Origin of the sequence: Geothrix fuzhouensis (assembly GCF_024609325.1) — a bacterium.
In the GTDB taxonomy this organism is placed as follows: domain Bacteria; phylum Acidobacteriota; class Holophagae; order Holophagales; family Holophagaceae; genus Geothrix; species Geothrix fuzhouensis.
On sequence record NZ_JANHMQ010000001.1, the window covers coordinates 1,490,748 to 1,512,308 of the forward strand.

A 21,561-nucleotide genomic window follows, 5' to 3' on the forward strand; every position below is an offset into this window, starting at 1 on the left:
TTCGGGTTAGCTGCTGACCACCCTTACGGATGATTGGATGACCCCGGGACCAGGATGGTTCCAGGGAGGCCTACCAGGGTAGCGCCTTCCCCCCGGGTTGTCCCGGTCCGGCTGGGACAGAACCGAGCCTGGACTCGGGACCAAACCCGCCTCTACCCAGGACAGAACCGCGCTGCAACGGTAGACTGGAGGGCTGGGAGGGCGACATGAGCCTGGATAGGACCAATCTGGCGATCCTGGGCCTCCAATGGGGCGACGAGGGCAAGGGCAAGGTCGTGGACCTGCTCAGTCCCAAGTTCCAGCACGTGGTGCGCTTCCAGGGCGGCAACAACGCCGGCCACACCGTCGTGGTCGACGGTCAGAGCATTGCCCTGCATCAGGTGCCCAGTGGCGCTCTGCATCCCGGCTGCTTCCTGGTGGTGGGCAACGGCGTTGTCCTCAACCTCGAGGTGTTCCAGCAGGAGCTGGACCGCCTGAAGACCCGCGGCTTCGACCTGACGGGCCGATTGATGCTGTCCGAGAAGGCCCACATCATCCTGCCCCATCACATCGCCCTGGATCTCTGGCGCGAAGGCGGCACCAACAAGATCGGCACCACGGGCCGCGGCATCGGCCCCGCCTACGAGATGAAGGCTGGCCGCATGGGCGTGCGCCTGGGCGACCTGCTCCACCCCGACACCCTGGCCGAGCGCATCGGCCACGGCTACGAGGAAGTCCGCCTGCGCCTGGGCGCCGGCGCGGCCGACCTGCCCACCCTGGACGCCATCGTCGAAGGCCTGCTCCGCACGGCCAAGCCGCTCCTGCCCTTCATCGGCGACACCCAGAGCCACCTCGTGGCGGCCTGGGAGCGCGGCGACCGCATCCTCTTCGAAGGCGCCCAGGCCGCCCTGCTCGACATCGACCACGGCACCTACCCCTTCGTCACCTCCAGCAACTGCAGCCTGGGCGGCCTCTTCACCGGCACCGGCCTGTCCCCCAAGGCCCTCGACAAGATCCTCGGCATCGCCAAGGCCTACACCACCCGCGTCGGTTCCGGCCCCTTCCCCGCCGAGATGCACGACGCCATCGGCGAGCGCCTGCGCGATGTGGGCAAGGAGTTCGGCACCACCACGGGCCGGCCCCGCCGCTGCGGCTGGTTCGACGCTCCCATCACCGCCCACGCCTGCCGCACCAACGGCGTGGATGGCCTGGCCATCATGAAGCTGGATGTGCTGGACGGCCTGGACGAGGTGGGCCTCATCGTGGGCTATCGCACCGGCGAAGGCACCCTCACCACCAAGCTCCCCAGCTGCGCCGCCGACTGGAAGGAGCTGAAGCCCGAGGTAAAGATGTTCAAGGGCTGGGCCAGCACCCGCGGCGTCACCAAGCACGGCGACCTTCCCGCCGAAGCCCACGCCTACCTCGAGGCCCTGGTCGAAAGCGTTGAAGTGCCCATCGCCTACCTCAGCACCGGCCCCGATCGCCAGGAGGGCTGCGTCTACCCCGGCACCTTCCTCGAGCCGCTGCTGGGTTGACCAAACGCCCATTCACGGGCACACTGATCGTCCTGCCCATTCAGGCATCGCACGCTCGCGTGCACCGCGCGCTCGAGGGCACGCGGGCCTGGAACCACCGGCAAGGGCCCTTAGCTCAGCGGTAGAGCAGCGGCCTTTTAAGCCGTTGGCCGCGGGTTCAAATCCCGCAGGGCCCACCAAGTTCCACCCCATGGGGCTATCGTCTAGGGGTCAGGACACCGCCCTTTCACGGCGGTAACACGGGTTCAAATCCCGTTAGCCCTACCAGAAAAAGAGCCTAGAGAAATCTAGGCTCTACTTGTATTTAGTCGGCACGATCAGAGTTCTATTTTCCCAAAATACGGGAAATTTACTGAAAAATCTCCGCGAAAGACGATGAACGACCACGGTCGCGGCCCAATGGAACCAAAGCCACTGGCCTTTCGAAGCTCTATGGATTCGAAGGTCCAATCCTTCTCAAGAACCGATGTGGGTAGGTTCAAGCGCAAGGTGAATTGCATATCCGACGGCTGCTCGCTACCTGCAGAGATAACCTGGAGCATCCCACGGACATTTTCTGTCCAAACCGCTGTGGCAGGATGGTCTGGAACCAAGTCAGTCCTTGAGATGCCTCCATGAGCTACGACCCCTTTGATGGCGTGCTGCTGAACGACCCCCGACCGCCCGTGTCGGGTGCCGTCAGCCTTATGCTGCACTTGCGGGTGGCGCGGAGACTGGCCAAGGCCCAGGGGCGCGCGGCGGGTCCCAGCCTGGAGACCCTGAAGGCACGTGCCCAGGCTTGCCGGGAGCTGCTGGCTCAGGGCCTGCTGCCGGCCACCCTTCGGGAATTGCAGGCACACGGACTGGACCTCGGCCCGCCCAAGGCCGCCCACAGCCTGGCCAGTGTGCTGGCCCACATGGAGGCCTACCTCAAGGAGGTGGAAGCGGGCGGCTACCTGGAACCGGACCTGGCCCTATGGCAGGCCGTGGACCTGGAACTGGCCGGGAAGCGGGGGCTCTGGATCGAGCGGACCGAAGCTGATGGGCCGCTGGAGGCAGGGCTTCGCGACCTGGTGCCCTCGCGCCTGCGGGCCCTGGCCTGCGTGCCGGGCTTGGGTGGTGCCACGTTCAGGCTTGCGGCCCAGAAGGGCGGCGAGGCCTCAGGCCTCTTCGGGAGTGCCCAGCCGCTCGTGGCGTGGTTCCTCGATGGGCTGGAAGCCCATGGCGACAGACTCCCCAATGACCTCGATCTTTCTGAACCGGAGGGCTGGGGATCAGCCCCCTGGTCGCCCGCTCTGGAATCCCTGTTCGAGGGGCCACTGGACCTGAAGGCCCATGCGGACACCTTCCAACGGGGGCTCGTCGAAGGCCCCCTCGACCTGCTGCGCCATGCCATCGAACAGGTCTGCCTCTGGCTGGATGCGGGCATTCCCCCGGCTGAGATCACCCTCATCCATCCCGAGCCTCAGACGGTGGCTGCCTTCCTCGCGCCCCTGCTGGCAGAAGAAGGCGTGGCGCTCCATGTGCGCGGCGGCCTGCTGCCCCTCCTCGCCAGCGAAGCCTGGAGCCCGCTCTGGACCCTGCTCATGGGCGTGCAGCGGCTGGACCCCTGTGCCGTATCCGCAGGGCTCCGCGCCTCGAGGCGCGACGATCTGCGCCACTGGGCAGACGCCCTGGCCCTTGCTGACCAGAGTGGGACCCCCGCGTTTGAAGGCAGCTTCATGCACCTGCGGGACCGCGTGAAGGACTACGCCCTGGGCATCTGGCAGGAACTGGCCGCCCTGCGGAGCACCACCCAGACGGCACACAAGTGGGCCGAGCGCCTGGAATCCCTGGCCACCACCCTGCGGCTGCACATGGATCCCGACGATTTCTATTCGCCGTTGGGCCTCCTCAAGGAAGCCTGGGGGCTCGAAACCTGGACCTTCGCCGACATGCTCCTGGCGCTGGAAGCCTTTCTGGACGCGGCGCGCAGCAGCGAGATCCCCCGAGCCGTCGAGGGCCTGCGCCTGGTGACCCCTGGCACGATCCTCGACGACTGGAACGGCGCCCACGCCACCCTGATCCTTGACCTCTCCGAAGGCGCCTGGCCCAGCCGACCTGCCGAGAACCCCGACCTGGACGGCGACCGCAAGGCCGCCTTCAACCGCGCGCTGCTGGCCTGGAGCCAAGCCGAGCCGATGGCGACCTTCCCCCCTGCCCTGCAGCGGTTCTGGTTGCCCCGCAGTGAACACGGCGACCAGATTCCCCGCGCCTTCCAGCGGGAGGCGTACGCCTTCAACAAGGTGCTGGCCATGACCCGCGAGCGCCTGGTAGTGCTCAGTCCCGCCCAGGATGAGGATGGCCGCATGAAGTCCCAGGGCCCCTTCTGGACGGCGCTGGAAGGCGCGGCCCCGTGGTGTCCTGATCCCACACTGCACAGTCGCCTGCGCTGGCGCTGGGAAGGCCACGATCAGTCGCCTCACCAACAGGCCCGAGCTACCGCCGCTCAGGCCCGCCCGGCCAACGAGGTGCTGCTGGCGGAAGCGCCAAACTTCGACCATGCACCGGGACTCCGCGCCGCCTGGCTCAAGGGACAGGACAGCGCCAGCCCCACGGCACTCGAAGGCCTCGCCAAGTGCCCCTTCCGTTCATTCGCTGAGCGAGTTTGGGGCTTGCAGACCTTCGATGCGCGCACTCGGATGTCCATGGCCGTGGGCATCCTCGTGCACCACATCATGGAAGAGGCCCTGATGCCCTTCGTGGGCGTGGAGGTTTGGCCGACCGCCTTCCAGACGGCATTGGGGCTTGGACCCGAGGCTGGAGCCGACGACCTCATCCCGCACCTGCAATATCTTTGGCAGGACCACCAGGACCAATGGCTGAAGGAATTGGACCGCCACATCCCGCAGGAGCAGTGGCCCCAGGCCGTGCTGCGCCTGGAATCCCTGCTGCCGAATCTGGCCGCTGCCCTGCTGCGGGATGTCCAGGCCGAATCCCCAGAGAAGGGCGAACTCGCATTGCTCGACCCTGCACGCCTGTCCGCTCCGAAGGGCAAGAAGGCCGCAGCGCCCCCACCGGAGACCTGGCGCCGGACCCTCCTGGCCCTTGAGGGCAACCTGGGACCGGTGGCGCTTGATATGGGTGATGGACGCTCCTTGGCTGTCAGCGGCAAGGTGGATCGCATCGAGCGCTGGACCAGTGACAGCCTCTCCTTCCTGCGGGTGGTGGACTATAAAACCTCGAAGGAGACCTACCTCAAGGCCTACGCCGACGACGATGCGCCCTTCGGATCCCACCTCCAGACCCCCCTCTACATGCTCCTCGCGGAGAAGGTCTACCCGGGCGAACGGGCCACAGCGGTGCTCTTTCCCCTGAAGGAGGATGAGCCAAAGCCCTTCACCAAGCACTTGGCCACCCTTGCCGAGGCCGGACCCGATGGAGCCTGGCGCGAGAAGCTGCTGACGAACCTCGCCCGCTTCGATGCGCGGCTGGAGTCGGGGGATTTCCCGCCGACTCCCGGCGAGCACTGCAGCCAGTGTCAGTTGGCGGCCCTCTGTGGACGCCCCGTGGACGTGACCGTCGAGACCGATGGGGAGGGGGACTGACATGCGCACCCTCGACCTGAGCGATTCCCGCATCCTCGACCAGTCGCTGGTGGTGAGCGCCAGCGCGGGCTCCGGCAAGACCTTCACCCTCACGGTGCTGGTCACGGCCCGGCTGGGCCGTGGGGACATCCGCCCCTGGGAGATCCTGGCCACCACCTTCAGCGAGACCTCAGCAGCAGATCTGCGCGAGCGGCTGCTGCGCCCCCTGGACCTGCTGTCCGCCCTGGATGAGGCCGCCTGGCAGCACCTGCTGCCGCACCTCGACGCGCCCGTGGCCAAGGACCTCGAAGCCATCCTCAAGGACCTGCCCAGCATCCAGTACCTGAAAAAATCAGCTGGGGAGGTGGCCCAAGCCGCCGCGCACTGGCCGGGTGCGCACTGGGTCGGCTCGCCCGCCAAGGCCCGCGCGTACTGGCGCCGCGTGCGACGAGAAGCCGAGCTGCTGCAGGTGTCCACCATCCACAGCCTGGCCATGCGTGTGCTGAGCAAGGGCGAGGGCAGTAACGACACCATTCTCGATGTGCGCCATCCCTCCCTGCTGCGGCTGCTGCGACTGACGGTGCGCGAAGCCCTGACACTGCCCGCCGGCCATGCTGATGAGGTGCCCGCCCGGTTGCTGCTGGCCTGGGTCGAGCAGAACTGGGAGGAACTTTCGCAGGGCTTCGACAACCACCTGGATGCCCTTGGGCACCTGAAGGGTGAAGACCCAAGCCACCACCGCGACGCGCTGACCCGTGCCGTGGTTGCAGCCCGAACCGCGTTGGCGCCCTTCGCCACGGATCCTGAGCTGGCCAAGCACCCCAGCGGCAAGGGCCTCCACAACTTCAAGAAGGAGAACCTTCTCCCGGTTCCCCTGGACGGCGCAGACCTGCAGACGAACCTGCGCTGGGCTCAGGCCCAGAGCGGGCGCGTGTCGAATCCGCCCCCGGCCTATTACTCCGACGCTTTTTGCGATGCGATGACAACCCTCAAGCCAGTGGTCACCGCGCTGGAAGCCTGGCTGCGCTGCCTGCTGGTGAACGCACTCCAGAGCTTTGAGGCTGAGAAGCAGGCCCAGGGGTTGGCCACTTTCGGTGACCTGGTCCGCAAGGCCTTGGACAGCCTCAAGACTCACGGAGTGGAAACGCCCGCGCCCAAGCTGCTCCTGGTGGACGAGTACCAGGACACGTCCAAAGTGCAAGATGCCTTCCTGGAGGCCCTCGGCGCTGAGCGCATGGTGCGTGTGGGCGACGTGAAACAGGCCATCTATGGCTTCCGTGGCGGCGATCCCGACCTGCTGCGGGATCGTCTGACCGCAGCAGGAGAGGGCGCCTTCCGCCTCGCGTCCAACTTCCGCTCCACCCCCGAGATCGTGTCTCTGGCCAACACCTATGTGGACCAGGTCTGGCCGTTGCTGGATCCCACGGTCGGCGACCTTGACGGTGCCCAGGAACCCATTACCCCATCCGGGCCTCCGGCGGGGTTGGTCCGCACGCCTGCGCCATCGACCTCGGGTGACCTACCGGCCCTGGCGGATTGGATCTCGGGCCTCTCCCGGGAGGCCGGCTGGACCAAGTCCCTCGGCGCTCCCATGAAGACCGGCAGCCGCACCCGGGCGCTTCTGCTCAAGCAGCGCACGCGCCTGCCGAGCCTCCTCCAGCGCCTCAAGGCCAAAGGAATCCAACCCTACGTGGTAGCCAAGGAGGGATTCTGGGACAGCCCCGGCGTGCGGCTCATCCTGGCGGCCCTGGAGGCCGTGGCACACCCCGAGCGACCCATCCCCTGTGCGGCGTTGCTACGCCAAGTGGTGGGCATGACCGATAGCGAAATGGCGTCCCTGGCCCAGGGCAGCGAAGGCCGTCCTGGACTGCCCGGCCTGGGTCACCTGGATCCCGAGCTGCTGCCGGAGGCACACCAAGATCTCGTCCGTTTCCTCATCGAGCTGCGGCAGGCCTCCACCCAGACCATCGCAGGCCGCTTGCTGCGACAGGGAGCCGTACTTCAGGCCATTGCAGCCCTGGAGGTGCATGGTTCGCTGGAGCCCCTGCGGGCACGGCGCAACTTGGCCGGACTGCTTGCCAAGTTGCAGGACCTGCCCGCCAGCCCCTCCGTGGCCTACGCCCTGCTGGATGACGAGCGGAACGGCCTGGAGCGAGGCGACCTGCCTGCCTCCGTCGAAGACGCGGACCTGCTCATCCAGACCGCCCATGGCAGCAAGGGCCTCGAGTATGACGACGTGATCCTCCCCCTGCTCAACGTGAATCCGCGCAGTTTCAGAAAGGGAGACCTCCGCACCCAGCCCGAGACCGGCGAGCTGCTGCTCGCCTGGAAGCTTGGGAAATTCACTGGGCGCGCCTACGACGACCTCAAGCCCCTGGTGGAATCCAAACAGAAGCGCGACGAACTCAACCTGCTCTATGTGGCCCTCACGCGGGCCAAGGGGCGCCTCTGCCTGCTGCTGCAGGAGCCAAAGGATCCCAAAGAGCCCAAGCCTCCCAGCGAATTCAAGACCTGGGCGAAGTGGGGGCAGGTCCTGGCTAGCGCGCACCCGGACTGGAAAGTACTGACTGATGCACCGACGCCGGAACCCTTGCCGATTCGGGTCATCTTCACGCCGGACTCACCGCCTGTGCGAACGGCCCTGGCTGACATCACCGTGCCCCCCGACGCCCATGAGGATCTTCCCGGCGACACCCGCAGCAAGGCCCGCCAGGAGGGTGAAGCCATGCATGCCTTCCTCCGGGATCTCCTGGTGCGCTGGGAGGAACCAGAAGCCTTCCAGGCCTGCCTCGACAGCGCCCCGCCTGTGGTTCACGCCCGCGAGAACGCGCTGCGCTTCCTGGAGCAATTCGAGGCCAAGGGCTGGCGCCACCTCCGTCGTCGCACGGAGTTGCCCCTCGCGGGCGCAGCCAGCAGTGGCGGGCTTGGTCGCGCGGACCTCGTCGTCTGGGGAGAGGACTGCATCCACCTCCTGGACTTCAAGCACTCCAAGAGCTTCGGGGAGGAGGAGCTTGCGACCTACCGGGACCAACTCCATCGGTACTCCGCCGTATTGGCGGAACGGGAGAGCATGCCCGTGGCCTCCTGGCTTGTGCCACTGCGTGGGAACGCTTGGGTCAATCTGGAATGACAAGGCTGGCTAGACGATGGTTTGAACGTGGGAAGTCGATCTGGGTTTCCTGACGAAACGCCCTCCAGCCAACCCGGGCGGGTGGCTTCCCGGATTTAGGTAGCTATCACTTCCGGGGCGTGGCCACCGGCTGGGGGTTCTTCACATAGGTATCGAACCAGCGCAGCATCTCGTAGATCAATTGTTCATTAGACTCGCGCGCTGAGTACCAGTGCGGCTCAAAGGGCAGCATGACGAGGCGGGTGGTCCCGCCATTGCCCCGGATGGCTTCATAGAGTTTCGTGGCCTGGAGCGGGGTCGTCCCGGGATTGGCATCATCCGCCCCATGCATAATGAGGAGCGGGGTCTTCAGCTTGTCGGCGAAGAAGAAGGTGGAGACCTGGCGGTAGACCTCCGGCGCCTCCCAGACCGAGCGCCGCTCATTCTGGAAGCCGAACGGCGTGAGGGTCTTGTTGTAGGAACCACTGGTCGCGACGCCCGCCTTGAACAGCGGGGAATGGGCGACCAGGTTGGCCGCCATCAGCGCGCCGTGGCTGTGGCCTGTCACACCGATGCGACCCGGATCGACCACGCCAAGCTCGACTGCCTTGTCCACGGCGGCCTTGGCATCCGCGACCAGCTGGTCGAGGTAGGTGTCGTAGGCCTTGGTGGGATCACCCACGATGGGGAAGGAGGCGTTATCGATGATCGCGTAGCCTGCGAGGAGGAGGAGGCGGTAGTTCCTCAGCCGGGTGAAGGTGTACTGAGAGCCCGAGACCTGGCCCGCCTTGGCAGGATCCGCATAGTCGAGCGGGTAGGCATACAGAATGGCGGGAACCCGGGTTCCCTCCCGGTAACCCGGCGGGGTATAGAGGGTGAAGGACAGGTCGACCCCATCTGCCCGCTTGTAGGTCACCAGGTGCTTCTTGATCTGCCGGACTTCGGGTGTGGGATCCGGAATATGCGTCAGGGCTTTGCGCTGCGAGGCAAAGGCCGCCTCTCCCGCCGGGGCCTTGATGCCCTTGCCCAGGCTGCGGGCGTAGGCGTTGGGAGGGTCCAGGGGCGACTGGTGCCAGGTCAGGAACTGCTTGGAGTCCGGGCCGGTGAATCCGACGAACATCTCGAATTCAGTCTTTCCACTGCGGAAAAGGCGCTCTGTTTTCAGGGTGCGAAGGTCGAGCCGGTCCAGGAAGGGCCGGTTTCCTTCAGGCGAGGCGCCCTGGCCCGACAGGAAGATAAACTCGCCCTCCTGCCTCAGCACAGCCGCGCCATTCGGCAGCGGGCGCCAGACGGGATTGCCCGGATCGGCGTACTGCTCTTCCGTGGACAGGTCCCAAAGCTTCCGCGGGGCCTGCTTCGGAGCATCCGGGTTGACGATGAAGGTCCGGGTCCAGTGTTTGTTGTGGTCGTATTCGTAGAGGAGCGCAAGCCCGGGCCGTTCCCCCCACATCAGGCCAGAAAAACGCTGTTCTGTGCGGAACAGCTCCACTGGCGCCGATTCGAATGGCGCCCTCAGCATCATCACCTTGTCGCGGTGAGGAACCTTGGTCTTCCAGTCGCCGCCGTCCAGGGCCTCGGCCCAGATCAGCGTGGCGGGCTCGGTGGGACGCCAGGCGAACTGGCGGGGGCCGAGGGGCTCCCCATGGATGGGAACGCGGTCCGCAAGGGGAAGCGAGGCCAGGAGGTGCTTCGTGATGGCAGATCGGGAACCCATGTCCCAGACCGCCACCTCCCGGGGGAAGCGCTCGAAGGTCGTGACATAGGAGTAGGGCTTGCGAAGCGTGGAAACCAGGAGGTGGCGCCCATCGGGAGCAGGACGCGCCTGAAGGTAGTGGTCGCGTTCGCCGACTGGCGTCACCACGCCGGTGGTGGCATCCACCAGGGTCAGCTGTGACGTGCTGTAGTAGTCGAACACATCCTCATCGTGGGGGTTGCCGAGGGTATCCCGGGTTTCGTAGGTGCTGCTCTGGCCCTTCCCGCCGATGGACTCCTGGATGCTGGGGCCCGGAAGCACGTCAGCGGCGGCCGGAGGCGGTCCCAGCTTATCGGGCACAGCCTTGACCAGGAGGGTCTTCTGGTCCGGCATCCACTGGACTTCTCCTCCGAGCATCTGGTTCAACCAGACACCGGGGATCGGCCGGACCACCCCGGTTTGGGCATCCCCGATCCAGAGTTCCACGGAGGTCTCGGTCACCCGCGAGAAGGCGAACCGCAGCCCGTTTGAACTCCAAATCGGGGCCTGGATGATGCCCCCTTCGGGAAGCTTGACCGGGATCGATGTGCCATCGGAAACCCGGACCAGCTCATAGCTGAGCGCCGCGGGAACGATCCCGTACCCGCCGGGCGTATCGTGCCGGCTGTGGTTCTTCGGTTCGATCCGGACGCCGGCTAGCCTCAGGTAGGGCGTGGCAACCCGGCTGATGGACGGGTAATCCTCCCAGGCGACCAGCAGCAGGCGGTCGCGCGAAGGGCTGATCACCGGGGATGGCGGCGAGGGCGCCCGCATGACATCCAGGATGGCCTTGGGTGGCTGGTTGTAGCCGGTGGTGGAGATCTTCGTCTGCGCCCAGCCAAGGCCAGAAATCAGGACCGCGGCCAGAGATGTGCGCATGAATAGGGACTGGGTTGTCTTGGTCTGCAAGGGCACTCCTTCTGAAGGGATGAGCCACATCCAACGCATATCCACTGGCTGAGAGGCGCATTACTTATATCCAAGTCCCCTGGTCTGCCCAAGCCCTTTGGTGTGATATGTACCAATCGCACAGACGATCATTCGAATTTGGGAAGCGGATCTGATTCCATCAACCCCGCGCATACCCATTCATTCAGCACTCAATCATCTCTGAGATGGCCAGCGGTAGACCATGGCATTGATGCTCATGCCGGCGCCGACAGAGGCGAACACGACGTGGTCGCCGCTATTCAGCGTGTGGCCCTCCATCTGGCCCCGCACCACCAGGTCGAGGAGGGTGGGCACGGTGGCCACAGAGCTGTTGCCCAGCCACGAGACGGTCATGGGCATGATGCCCGCGGGCATCTCCGTCATGCCGTAGAGCCGGAAGAGCCGCTTGAGGATGGCCTCGTCCATCTTCCCGTTGGCCTGATGGATCAGCACCTTGTCCACCTGCTCCAGGGAGAGCCCCGCCCGCTCCAGGCTCAAGCGAACCAGGCCCGGCACGGTGGCAATCGCGTATTCGTAGAGCTTCCGTCCCTGCATCTTGATGTAGAGCTGGCCGTCGTTGCGGTCGAGGTCGAAGGAACGGCCCATCCGCAACAGGCCGCCGTGATCGAGGGTGTCGGTCCGCGTCGCGTGCGCGAGGATGCCCACGGGTTCGTCGTGAGCCTGCGCCTCCAGCACCACGGCCCCGGCACCATCCGCATAGATCAGGCTGTCCCGGTCGCAGGGATCGGACACGCGGGAAAGGGTCTCGGCGCCGATCACCAGGGCCCGCTTCGCATCCCCCGAGCGCAGGAAGTAGTCGGCCTGGATCATGGCCTGAAGCCAGCCGGGGCAGCCGAAGGGCAGGTCGTAGGCCACGCAGAAGGGATTGGCGATGCGCAGCCTCGCCTTGACCCGAGCGGCCAGGGTCGGGACCTGGTCGCATTGCCGGCTGCCCTCCGTCACGTCGCCGAAGTTGTGGGCCACGATGAGGTAGTCCAGGGTCTCCGGGTCGATGGCGGCCGAGGCCAGGGCCTTCTCCGCGGCGTCGAGGGCAAGATCCGAGGCGACCCGATCCTCCGATACGTAGCGCCGCTCGGCGATCTCGGTGATCTCCTGGAACTTCGCCACCATCCGCGCCGTCTCACCGGCGGGATAGGGCTGCCCTTCGCCCTCGAAAAACGCATGCTCCAGAAACGCGTCATTCGGGATGTGGCGCAGGGGAAGGCAGCTACCCGTGCCGGTGATGACGCTGCGAACCTGAGCCATCCGTTCCCCCTGCGGCGATCGTGCCCTGCATGCCAGATCTAACCAGTCTACTTGCGTTCACTTCCAGGTCCGAACTGGAGCCGATTCTTCCTCCGCGCAGAGGAGATCGGCGATGGTCGCCCTCCCACGGAGGCAGGAGCTCACAGCGCGGACGCAGGGCCTCGTTGCCCGCTCTGTGGCCGTCCTCACGGGTAACTGTTACCTTCCGCGGCCTTCAGGGCGCGAACCTGGAGAGGGGTTCAGCTCTCCCACCATCACATCAATTTCATTAATGAATAGAGTCGATCCAACTTATCGCTGGCACACGATTGGGGTCGATCCGCAGGTTCGTCGGGTCATCTTATGTTGCAGGTGGTTCATTTCCCCAGATATCGCTTCACGTCCTCGACCATGGGGCCCACGGCCATGACGGCTTCGGCGATCTTCATGCGGGAGACACTGAAGTAGATAGCCCAATCGCGCAGCTCGTAGGGCTCATGGACGTTGATCCATTCCTGCTTCTCAGAGCCGCGGGCTTCCAGGTTTTCAGGCACAAATCCTCCCAGGGATGAGCGTGGCGCGATTGCGCGGGTCTCCATAGGAACCCTCCATGCAGCGGATCCTAGCAGTGGCCACCGGTGGCGGAGCGAACCCCGGCCGAACGGTAGGATTTCACCCCTGAACGGATGTTTGCCAGGCCGAGGACCCCTTATGGACCTTGGCCGAATCAGAGGGCCGAGTGTCGAGACAGGCGTGCGAGGTGGGAGTCGTACAGACGGGTCAGAAATTCCATGAGGACCCATTCGTTTTCCCGGGGGTTGGCCCGTAGCAGGCGGTTGAGGTGCATGTGCGCCAGGCTGCTGGCGAGACGCTCGAGGCCCTCCTGCAGCAGACCCTGGTCGAAGGCTTCCCGCAACCGCGACAGGCCGCCGAGTTCGGGGGCGCAGGGCGAACCCAGCGGCAAGGGAAATCCTGCGGCCAGTTCCTTCCGCAGGTTCCTGAACTTCGCGCCGATCTGCGCGCTCATGGGTCCGGTGTCGCCGAACTCCTTCCGGAAGCTATCCCGGGTGGCCTGGGCCAGCGCTTCGCGCGCCCGGGGGCTCAGGCCCAGGGCCGCCCAGATCGCATCCACATCGCGGAGACCGGCGCGCCAGCGCTCCTCCTGCGTCTGGCCGGCCGCGAGGCGGGTCAGGGTCCGTTGGCTGTCGGCCCAGAACCACGCCTCGGCCAAAGAGAAGCCAACTGGCCCGCCGTAGCGCTCGACTTCCGGCTCGAAGGTATCCACCTGCCATTTCCAGAGCAGCCCGGCGGCCCGGTAGGGTTCCAGGTGCTGGTGGAGCCGAGGGAGCAGTTCCGCGAGCAGGTGCCCGGGATGGCCATGGAAGCGGAGGCGGAGGTGGGGCTCGGGATCGCGGTACCGGATGAAGTGCCAGCGGTCCCAAAGGCCCTGCACGTGCGTCAGGCGGAGCAGCGGATCCAGTTCCACCAGCAGCCGGTCCGCGCTGGTCGGGCCGCAGTAGAGCTTGAGATAGAGCCACTCCGAACCGGGCGGATAGGCCCGGACCGCGGGCACCTGGGCCAGCGATGAGAAGGCCAACGGCGGGAGGGCCGGCGCCCCGGATTGACGCTGTGTCAGCGCCTCGAACGGGATGACCAGCTCGTGGGCGAACCGGCCCTCCGGCGCCGTCACCAGGGCTTGATCGGGAGGCGGGAAACATTCTGTTAGGAGGAAGCCCGAGCGCTGGGCCACGAGGTGGTGCAGCGTCTCCACCCAGAGCGCCTGGTCGAGGTCCACCAGCAGGCTGTTGTCGGCATCGGTGAGCGTGACGAACCTGGGCAGGCGCCGCCGTTCCCGCAGGGACTGGAAGGCGCCCCAGGCCCCGCCGCCGGAACCCGCCAGGGCCGCTTTCAGTTCCCGGGCTTCGATCCGCCAGCGCGCCTTGCTGAGGACGTGGCGCCCGCGGGTGACGCGCGGAAGGAACGGCTGGTCGGCCAGGGCCCCCCAGGACCATCCGCCGGAGCGCCCGTCCTGGTCCTGCAGATGCGCCAGGAACCGGTAGACCACGGGGCCGCGGGTGAAGTTGTGCGCCGAAGACAGGCGGGGGAGGACCTCGCGCCCCAGCCGCGCCGAGGCTAGCAGCACGCGCTGGCCGCGCACAGTCAGGCGCAGGTCCGAGGGGGGGAGCGTGTGCGTGGACGCCACGCCGGAGGTGGCGAGAAAGGGGATCTCGTAGTCCCGCAGGGCGGGTCGGGCCAGGACGTTGCCCATCCGGCCCTCGGGCACATGGACCACTTCGGCGAACACGGCCTCGGGGCGCGCGTCCTCCTCGGTCCGCAGGTGACGATGCAAGGCGGCTTTCAGGACGGGATCCCCGGAGGCGAAGCGCCCCAGCCACCGCGCGGCCGTGGGGCCCGAATGGTGCTCCATCCAGAACTGGAACTCGCCCCGGTCCAGGGCGGCGGGGCTGGCGGCCGCCAGGCTGGTCAACGCGGCGAAGGAAGCGGGAAAGGGCTGCGGATCCGGGTTGGCGAGGGCTTCCACATCGGCGTCGGTCAGGTCCCAGACCGGCGTTCCCTGCCACCGGGACAGCTGCGCGAGGAGGAACCGGTCCCGCTGGGTGAGCCCGGGCGCAGGAGTGGCGGTCTGCAAGGGCAAGTCCTCCAGCAAGGAGCCCTCCAGCGGGGGCGCCCCGTCGAACCCGATCCCGCTTTCCTCGTCCAGCACCTCCAGCAGCGGCAGCCAGCGTGTTCCGTAACGCTCGGTGAAGGCCGCCCGAAACCGTTCCATGGGACCCTCCGGGCGCGGCGGGGCCAGGCGACGCAGCGTTTCGGCACCCTCTTCCAGAACGCGACGAACCACCGGCGACAGGGTCAGCTCGGCGGCCGGGCGGAAGAGGTCCACCTGGAGGACATCCCGGGTGTCTGTGGGCAGGCCCAGCTCGGCCAAGGACGCCACCAGGCTGGGATGCCCGTCCGGGTGTGCCCCGACGGGGGCCTCCCGCAGCCGGTCCAGGTCCAGGCCCAGCTTCACCAGGGGCTCAGCCCGTGGGGCGGTACTCGGATCGGCCTGCAGGGTGGTGATCACGTGGCCGAGGGGATCGGGACTGGTCAGCGGGGGGTGGAGCTCCGCGCCAAGGAGCTGCGCCTGGATGATTTGCTCCAGAAAGGCTCGGGCCTCGGCCGGCGGGACCTGCAGGTGCTGGGCCAGGCTCGTCGTCAGGTCGTCCAGACGGACCCCCGGTGCCGCCTGCTGCAGTGCGAAGTCGAGATGGGGGGTGGCTTCCACCGCCTCCAGGTGGTAGGTGCGCCCCATTCCGGGCTGATCCCTGGATTCGAGATACCGATACCAGCCTGCGCAGGCGTAAATGCTGGAATTGGGCCGGTAACGCAGGCGCGACCGCACCTCCGAATCACCCTCCAGCTGGTTCACCAGGGTTTCCAGGACGCCCCAGTCGAGCCGCACCGCCTTGCGGCAGGCCTCCCAGGGCCCCAGGGACAACCGGCTCGCGGGCCCCCAGGCGCCCGTGGTTACTCCAGCAAAAAGACCAAAGGGCGTCGCGCGGTGGCTCATCCGGCTGAGGTATTTCACCAGGGCCCGCTCCACACTCCGGGCCACGGCGATTTCCAGGGTGCCTTCCAGCCAGGCATCCACGCGAAAGGCCAGATCCGGAGACGCAAGGGCCAAAGCTTCCCGCACAGCGTCGCGACGGGTCAGCTCCTGTAGGGTCAGGCGCAAGCCCCCCGGGTCAGATGGCTGCTCGGGGATGAGCGCGTCCAGAGGCAGGCTCGGGCTGCGAAGCACAAAGAAGTCAGCGGTTTGGCAGGTCGGCTGCGGAGGCATGGACAGGCTGCTTTCTCAGGGAGGCCATTCAGGACAACACGTCCCGATCGAGTGGACCATCGAACCCCTGAATGGTGGCACTTGGGGGGCTCAACGGTTGGAGGTGTGTTTACATACCGTTCATGGAAATCCATTGGCTGGCGTTTAGGTTGGGCTCACAAACAAGGTCGCGCCCCGCGGCGTTACCTGGGAGTTCCCATGAACACCACCCTTTCCTTCCGCAAGGAATCCATTCAGCGCTCGAGCCAGGCCAGCCAAGCAGCGAACCATCCCGTTGGATTCACCGAGGCCCAAGGTTCCAAGCATGCCCGTGACCACCGGCCGATCACCCTCACCACCACCCTCACCATTCTCTGAAGGTCAGCCTGGGTTCGCCGAGTCCAGGGCTGGAGGTGTCATGGATTCGGCGAACCCCTGGAATTCTCTGTTCCCGTTAGCCAAAAACTGGCGAGTTATCGGAGTCTGCTATTCACTCTGGGCTCTCTTCCTTCTGCACGACCAATGGGCCTCCAACCGGACCGGTTCCGGGTGGATATGGGCCAGCGCCTTTTCCTCACCGCTCACTCACATCGGGGCTTTCGCATTCCTGGCGCCATTACCCTGGGTTTTGCCCCGACGGCTTCCCTCTCCCTGGAACTTCATTCTAGGGTTCGCGTTATCGGTGGTCACCTGTGGACTGGTCTCAGCACTGCTTCCCATCATCGATGCTTGGTTCCTTACTCATGGGAATTTCAAATTCGACCTGGGTAAGCTCCTGCAGCTATACATCTCACTCGTGGGGCCAGCCATGATGGTCGTGGGAGGACTGGTCGCGGCCCGGGCGCGCTCGGAGGAGCTTCGGGAGGCTTCCCAGGCGGAAGCCCAGGTCGCCAAGAATCGGCTGCTCCAGAGCCAGATCCACCCGCACGTACTGTTCAACGCGTTGAATGGCCTGGCTGAGCTCGTCCACAAGGACGCCAGGGCCGCCGAGACGGCCATCCGGCACCTTTCCGACCTGCTCCGGCGCATCCTCGTGGCGTCTGAGCACATGCGCCTGCCCCTCGGGGAAGAACGGATGATCGTCGCGGACTACCTGGCCCTCGAGTCCATCCGGCTGGGAAACCGGCTCCGGATCACCTGGGAATGGGACGAGGATCTGGACTCGATCGAGGTCCCCCCCCTGCTCTTCCAGCCCCTGGTGGAAAATGCCATCAAGCATGGCATCGCGCCCAGCATCCCCGGCGGCGACCTGATCCTCCGGGCCCGGGCCAAGGATGGGGCGATCTTCCTGGAAGTCTGGAATTCGGGGCAGCCCTTCCCGATCAATGGCGTCAGCAGTGGCATTGGCATTGGCGTGAAGAACCTGCGCTCGCGGCTGGCCCTGCATTTCGGCGGCGGCGCCCGGCTATCCATCGGCCCCTCCGGCCAAGGCACGCTCGCCTGCATTCGTTTCGAGGCAACCCAAGTAGAATTCAGTCATGAACCAGCTGCAGGCCCTGGTAGTTGACGACGAGCCGCTGGCACGGGAGCGGCTTTCCCGGTTACTCAAAGAAGCTGGCTGCGAGGTCGTGGGTGAGCTGGGCGACGGCGTGGCCCTGCTCCATTGGCTGAAGGAGCCTGGGGCGGTCGACGTCATCTTCCTGGACATCCAGATGCCCGGCCTCAGCGGGCTGGAAGTGCTGGCCGAGGTGTCCGATTGTCCCCCCGTGGTCTTCGTGACGGCCTTCTCCTCCTACGCGGTGCAGGCCTTCGAACTTGCCGCCGCGGACTACCTGCTGAAGCCGGTGTTCGAGGATCGCCTGGCCAAATGCCTGCAGCGCCTGCGGGATCGCCTGATCCGGCCCCTCAGCCCCACCGAGCTGAAGACGCTGCTGCCGCCGCCCATCCGCTTCCCCATCCGCGCCGGGGATGGGGAGGTCTACATGGAATTGGAACTGGTCACCCACTTCGAGCTGGAGAGCGATCGCATCTGGGCTTGCCGAGGCCAGAACCGCTATTTGACGCGCTGGGCCACCCTGGCGGAAGTGGAACAGTCCTTCCCGGACGACGGCATGCTCCGCATCCAGCGCCATCTGCTGTTGCGCCCCCGCATGGTCAAGGGGATCCGGCCGACCACCGTGGGGCGGATCAAGGTCCTGGTCGCGCCCAATGTGGAACTGGTCGTCAGCCGCGCCATGACCCCCCGGACGAAAGAATGCGTCCGGACCGGACGGCTTTGAGGCCGCCTGTTCCGCGGGCAGGGTGAGCCAGCGAGTGATGCCAATTAGCATTCAAAGATACAAGACCACCACGGAGGCGTGGAGGATGCGGAGAGAAGCGCACGGAGAAGATCTGGCCGTGCGCCGTGTTGAATTTTTGATGATTGGACACGAAACGGGCATCAGTGGGGCTTCGCCACCGGTTCCACGATGTTGCAGGAAAGACAGCGATGAAAGAACTCCCCGCGCCGGGTGCTAGGGATGATCCGCATGGGCTGGCCGCAGGTGGGACAAGGGGCCCCGTGGGCCTTGGGGGCGGGAGCCTCCTCGAGTTCAGTCACCACGCCGGCCACGAAGCCACGGATGTCAGCCATGAAGGCGGCGCGGGTCTCCTCGCCACGCCGCATGCGTTCCAGGCGGGCCTCCCAACTGCCGGTCAGCTCCGCGCTGCACAGAGCTTCGGCCGGGAGGCCCTGGATGAGCCGGATGCCCTTGTCGGTGGGCAGCAGGACGTTGCGTTTGCGTTCGATGTACGTGCGCTTGATGAGGGTTTCGATCATGTTGGCCCGGGTCGCGGGGGTGCCGAGGCCGCAGTCCTTCATGGCCCCGCGCAAGGCTTCATCATCCAGTTCCCGACCGGCGCCCTGCATGGCGGACAGGAGGTCGCCTTCGCTCATCCGCTTGGGCGGGGTGGTCTTGCCTTCCTTGGGATGCAGGGAGCTGACTTCGACAGCGTCCCCCTTCTTCACCACGGGAAGGCCACCCTCGCTGTCCTCCTCGGCGTCCTCGTCCACCTCGGCGGGATCAACCGCCTTTTCCGTCTTTTTGCGGCGATGGGGCGGATCCACGGCGGACCAGCCCTCCTCCTTCACGACGGTGCCGTTGGTCTTGAAGGTCTCGCCCTCGACCTCGGTGATGACGGTGGTCTTGGCCTCCACCCGGTCCGGGAAATAGGCTCCCAGGAGGCGCCGGGCGATGAGGTCGTAGATGCGCAGTTCGTCGCCCGCGAGGCCCCGGGCGGGCTTCTCGGTGGGCACCAGCGCCGCGTGATCCTCCACTTCCTTGTCATTGACGAAGCGCTTGTCCAGCTTCACGGGCCAGCGCTTCCGGAGCTGGTCGAGGAAGGGCTGCAGCTCCGTGAGCTGGCCCTGGGCCAGGGCCTTGATCCACTGGGGCGCCTTCAGGGCATCGGCCTCGGTGAGGTGGCGACTGTTGGTGCGGGGATAGGAGATGAGCTGCTTTTCGTACAGGTTCTGCGCCAGGCCCAGCGTGGCTTCGGCGGTGAAGCCGAAGCGCTTGTTGGCTTCTTTTTGGAGGGCCGTGAGGTCATAGAGCAGCTCGGGTTTCTTCTTTTCGGTGCGGCCCGTGGCGCTCCGGATCTTCCCGGGCTTGCCTGCCAAGGTCGCCGCCAGCGCTTGGACGTCCGCCTCGGTGGCGAAGCGCTCTTGGACCTGCCCGTCCTGCTCCTTGAACCAGCGGCCCTCGTACTCCCCGTTGGGGTGGGTGAACCGGGCCCGGAGCGTCCAGAAAGGCTGGGGTTTGAAGTCGCGGATCTCCAGTTCCCGACGCACCAGCAGGGCCAGGGTCGGCGTCTGGACCCGCCCGACGCTCCACACGCCATCTTCCGCCCCCGCACGGCGCATGCGCAGGGTCTGAGCGCGGGTGGCATTGATGCCCACCAGCCAATCCGCCTCCTGGCGGCTGCGGGCCGCATCCCGAAGGCCACTGTAGGCCTCGCCGGGTTTCATGACGGCGTAGGCCGCCTGAATTGCTTCCGGGGTAAGGCTGGAAGTCCAGAAGCGCTGGACGGGCTTGGCGCAGCCTGCCAGGCGATAGACGAGATCGAAGATCAGTTCCCCTTCCCGCCCGGCGTCCGTGGCATTCACGACCTCGGTGATGTCCGCCCGGTTGAGAAGCTTCGCCACCACGTCGAACTGCTCCTTCGTCTGCGCGATGGGCGCGTAGCGGAATGGCTCAGGAAAGATGGGCAGCCGGTCCCAGCGCCAGGCCTTCCAAGCGGGATCGTACCCTTCGGGATTCAGAGCCTCCACCAGGTGCCCCACGCACCACGTCACCACCAGCCCGTTCCCCTCGATGAGGCTCCGCCCCCGCCCGGGCAGGCCCAGGGCTTCCGCCAGGGCGCGGCCCATGCTTGGTTTCTCGGCGATGATCAGACGCAGGATGACTCCCAGGAGCGCTTCCCATTGTAGATGGGTAGTTCTCGTTCTAGAGGCCCAAGGCCCTGGGCAGGCGTGGGCTGGAGATGAGGTCGAGGAAGACCGCCCACCGCCGAGCCGGATCCGCGACCGTTCCCCCCTGCCGCTCCACCCAGGTCCGGACCAGCTGCTCACCCAGGTTGTAGTTGATGACGTAGCTGCGGTAGGTGTCAATGAACCGGAGGCGCTGGGCGGCCTGGGCCTCGGTGCGCAGGGAATAGCGCACCAGGAAGGCCTCGGCCTGGGCCCGGTCGAGGTGGCCATCCAGGTAGCCGCGGGCGGCCTCGTTGTCGGCGAAGGCCAGCACCTTCAGCTCGGCCTGCACTCGTGACCAGCGCTCGGCTTCCGAGGGATCGAGACCCGCCAAAGGGAAGAGCACGTCGCGCTCGAAAGCCAGCCGTTCCTCGCCGGGGAAGGCGACCTCGATGCCGAAGTTGGCGGTGCCTTCGGCGATGAGGGACTGGGGCGAGAACAGGGGATAGATCGTGAATTCCACCCAGCCCCGGCCCTCCGGCGCGGCTTGCGCGAACCGCTGCTCCAACAGGGCGTTGTAGACGTGATGACCCGGGTAGCCTTCGTGGGCGGCCAGGTCCAGGGCCCGGTCCATGGCGATGGGCAGGTCCAGGTTCACCTGGATCACCGACGTGCCCCCGCCCTGGTACCAGTTGTAGGCGGACCAGGACTTGCCGGTGACGTACTCCACGCGGAAGTGGTCGGAGCCCGGCAGTAGCGCGTGCCGGCGGGTGCGCTCGCGGGCCTCGGCGATGGCCGCCTGGAAGACTGCATCGACGCGCTCAGTGGGCACCAGGATGCCCGCGCGGGCCTTCTGGTAGCGCTCCTGCACGGAGCCGCTGCCGGCGAGCAGGCGATCCAACCGGGCGAGGGCCGCTTCGAAGGTGGCCTCGGGCAGCTGGGGTGGGCGGACCTGGTAGAGGGCTTCGGCTTCGTCATCGAAGCTGAAGCGGTGGCCCTCCAGGCGGGCCAGGTGCGCCGCCACGGCCCTAAGCTGCCCGAGCAGGTAGTCCCCGCGCAAGGCCTCATCGGCCTGCGTCTCCGCAGCCGTGACGCCGGCCAGAATCCTCGCAGCCTCGGCCTGCAGCTCGGCGAGGGGGGGCGGGGCCCCGGCCTCCGCGGTGGCCTTCCAGGCCTTCGGCCCGTAATAGGCGTCCACAAAATCGGGGTCGTGGCGACCCACCGCCAGCACCAGGTTCACGTAGTCCGCGGCCCACTCCGAAAGCGCCATCTCCGTCCA

General features: G+C 66.4%; 12 protein-coding genes and 2 tRNA genes. 8 read left to right on the plus strand and 6 right to left on the minus strand.

The genetic code is table 11. The features are described 5' to 3' along the window. Positions 1-206 precede the first annotated feature (206 nt). From NOV74_RS06770 to NOV74_RS06790, 5 genes are all read left to right on the plus strand, one after another. Positions 207-1,514 (plus strand): adenylosuccinate synthase, encoded by a 1,308-nt coding sequence (locus NOV74_RS06770; protein WP_257310408.1) that lies wholly within the window; start codon positions 207-209, stop codon positions 1,512-1,514. Positions 1,515-1,618: 104 nt separating this feature from the next. Continuing rightward, a tRNA-Lys gene (locus NOV74_RS06775) sits at positions 1,619-1,693 on the plus strand. A 13-nt stretch (positions 1,694-1,706) separates the two neighbouring features. Further along, positions 1,707-1,781, plus strand: a tRNA-Glu gene (locus tag NOV74_RS06780). Between the two features lie 347 nt (positions 1,782-2,128). Continuing rightward, entirely contained in the window at positions 2,129-5,080 is a 2,952-nt protein-coding gene (locus tag NOV74_RS15320; protein ID WP_306672294.1) for a PD-(D/E)XK nuclease family protein, read from the plus strand. Position 5,081: 1 nt separating this feature from the next. Further along, complete coding sequence (locus NOV74_RS06790) at positions 5,082-8,189, plus strand: UvrD-helicase domain-containing protein (protein WP_257310410.1); 3,108 nt, start codon at positions 5,082-5,084, stop codon at positions 8,187-8,189. A gap of 106 nt (positions 8,190-8,295) precedes the next feature. On the opposite strand, the gene NOV74_RS06795 is transcribed toward NOV74_RS06790, so the two are convergent. The 4 genes from NOV74_RS06795 to NOV74_RS06810 form a co-directional block, all read right to left on the minus strand. Further along, entirely contained in the window at positions 8,296-10,779 is a 2,484-nt protein-coding gene (locus NOV74_RS06795; RefSeq protein WP_371748419.1) for an alpha/beta hydrolase family protein, read from the minus strand. A gap of 225 nt (positions 10,780-11,004) precedes the next feature. After that, complete coding sequence (locus NOV74_RS06800) at positions 11,005-12,096, minus strand: 3-oxoacyl-ACP synthase III family protein (protein WP_257310414.1); 1,092 nt, start codon at positions 12,094-12,096, stop codon at positions 11,005-11,007. 356 nt (positions 12,097-12,452) lie between these two features. Further along, positions 12,453-12,629 (minus strand): DUF3606 domain-containing protein, encoded by a 177-nt coding sequence (locus NOV74_RS15465; protein WP_257310416.1) that lies wholly within the window; start codon positions 12,627-12,629, stop codon positions 12,453-12,455. 173 nt (positions 12,630-12,802) lie between these two features. Next, positions 12,803-15,916, minus strand: a complete 3,114-nt coding sequence (locus tag NOV74_RS06810) for a lantibiotic dehydratase (RefSeq protein WP_257310418.1) — start codon at positions 15,914-15,916, stop codon at positions 12,803-12,805. Positions 15,917-16,114: 198 nt separating this feature from the next. Here NOV74_RS06810 and NOV74_RS06815 point away from each other — a divergent pair, with 198 nt between their 5' ends. The 3 genes from NOV74_RS06815 to NOV74_RS06825 all read left to right on the plus strand — a co-directional run bounded on the left by NOV74_RS06815 (position 16,115) and on the right by NOV74_RS06825 (position 18,114). After that, positions 16,115-16,273 carry a hypothetical protein gene (locus NOV74_RS06815; protein WP_257310419.1) on the plus strand — a complete coding sequence of 53 codons (159 nt, stop codon included), beginning with the start codon at positions 16,115-16,117 and terminating at the stop codon, positions 16,271-16,273. Between the two features lie 430 nt (positions 16,274-16,703). Further along, positions 16,704-17,402 carry a sensor histidine kinase gene (locus tag NOV74_RS06820; RefSeq protein ID WP_257310421.1) on the plus strand — a complete coding sequence of 233 codons (699 nt, stop codon included), beginning with the start codon at positions 16,704-16,706 and terminating at the stop codon, positions 17,400-17,402. After that, positions 17,374-18,114 carry a LytR/AlgR family response regulator transcription factor gene (locus tag NOV74_RS06825; protein ID WP_257310422.1) on the plus strand — a complete coding sequence of 247 codons (741 nt, stop codon included), beginning with the start codon at positions 17,374-17,376 and terminating at the stop codon, positions 18,112-18,114. The genes NOV74_RS06820 and NOV74_RS06825 overlap by 29 nt, the downstream gene beginning before the upstream one ends. 161 nt (positions 18,115-18,275) lie before the next feature. Here NOV74_RS06825 and NOV74_RS06830 read toward each other — a convergent pair whose 3' ends face one another. Next, on the minus strand, positions 18,276-20,393 hold the full coding sequence (locus tag NOV74_RS06830; protein ID WP_257310569.1) for a DNA topoisomerase 3: 2,118 nt from the start codon (positions 20,391-20,393) through the stop codon (positions 18,276-18,278). Beyond that, positions 20,320-21,552 carry a hypothetical protein gene (locus tag NOV74_RS06835; protein ID WP_257310424.1) on the minus strand — a complete coding sequence of 411 codons (1,233 nt, stop codon included), beginning with the start codon at positions 21,550-21,552 and terminating at the stop codon, positions 20,320-20,322. The genes NOV74_RS06830 and NOV74_RS06835 overlap by 74 nt, the downstream gene beginning before the upstream one ends. Positions 21,553-21,561: the final 9 nt, after the last annotated feature.

Excerpts from the sequence above, each read along its gene's own strand:
- NOV74_RS06770 (WP_257310408.1), top strand. The coding sequence starts at position 207 with ATGAGCCTGGATAGGACCAATCTGGCGATCCTGGGCCTCCAATGGGGC.
- NOV74_RS15320 (WP_306672294.1), top strand. The coding sequence starts at position 2,129 with ATGAGCTACGACCCCTTTGATGGCGTGCTGCTGAACGACCCCCGACCG.
- NOV74_RS06790 (WP_257310410.1), top strand. The coding sequence starts at position 5,082 with ATGCGCACCCTCGACCTGAGCGATTCCCGCATCCTCGACCAGTCGCTG.
- NOV74_RS06795 (WP_371748419.1), bottom strand. The coding sequence starts at position 10,779 with ATGCGCACATCTCTGGCCGCGGTCCTGATTTCTGGCCTTGGCTGGGCG.
- NOV74_RS06800 (WP_257310414.1), bottom strand. The coding sequence starts at position 12,096 with ATGGCTCAGGTTCGCAGCGTCATCACCGGCACGGGTAGCTGCCTTCCC.
- NOV74_RS06810 (WP_257310418.1), bottom strand. The coding sequence starts at position 15,916 with ATGCCTCCGCAGCCGACCTGCCAAACCGCTGACTTCTTTGTGCTTCGC.
- NOV74_RS06815 (WP_257310419.1), top strand. The coding sequence starts at position 16,115 with ATGAACACCACCCTTTCCTTCCGCAAGGAATCCATTCAGCGCTCGAGC.
- NOV74_RS06820 (WP_257310421.1), top strand. The coding sequence starts at position 16,704 with ATGATGGTCGTGGGAGGACTGGTCGCGGCCCGGGCGCGCTCGGAGGAG.
- NOV74_RS06825 (WP_257310422.1), top strand. The coding sequence starts at position 17,374 with ATGAACCAGCTGCAGGCCCTGGTAGTTGACGACGAGCCGCTGGCACGG.
- NOV74_RS06835 (WP_257310424.1), bottom strand. The coding sequence starts at position 21,552 with ATGGCGCTTTCGGAGTGGGCCGCGGACTACGTGAACCTGGTGCTGGCG.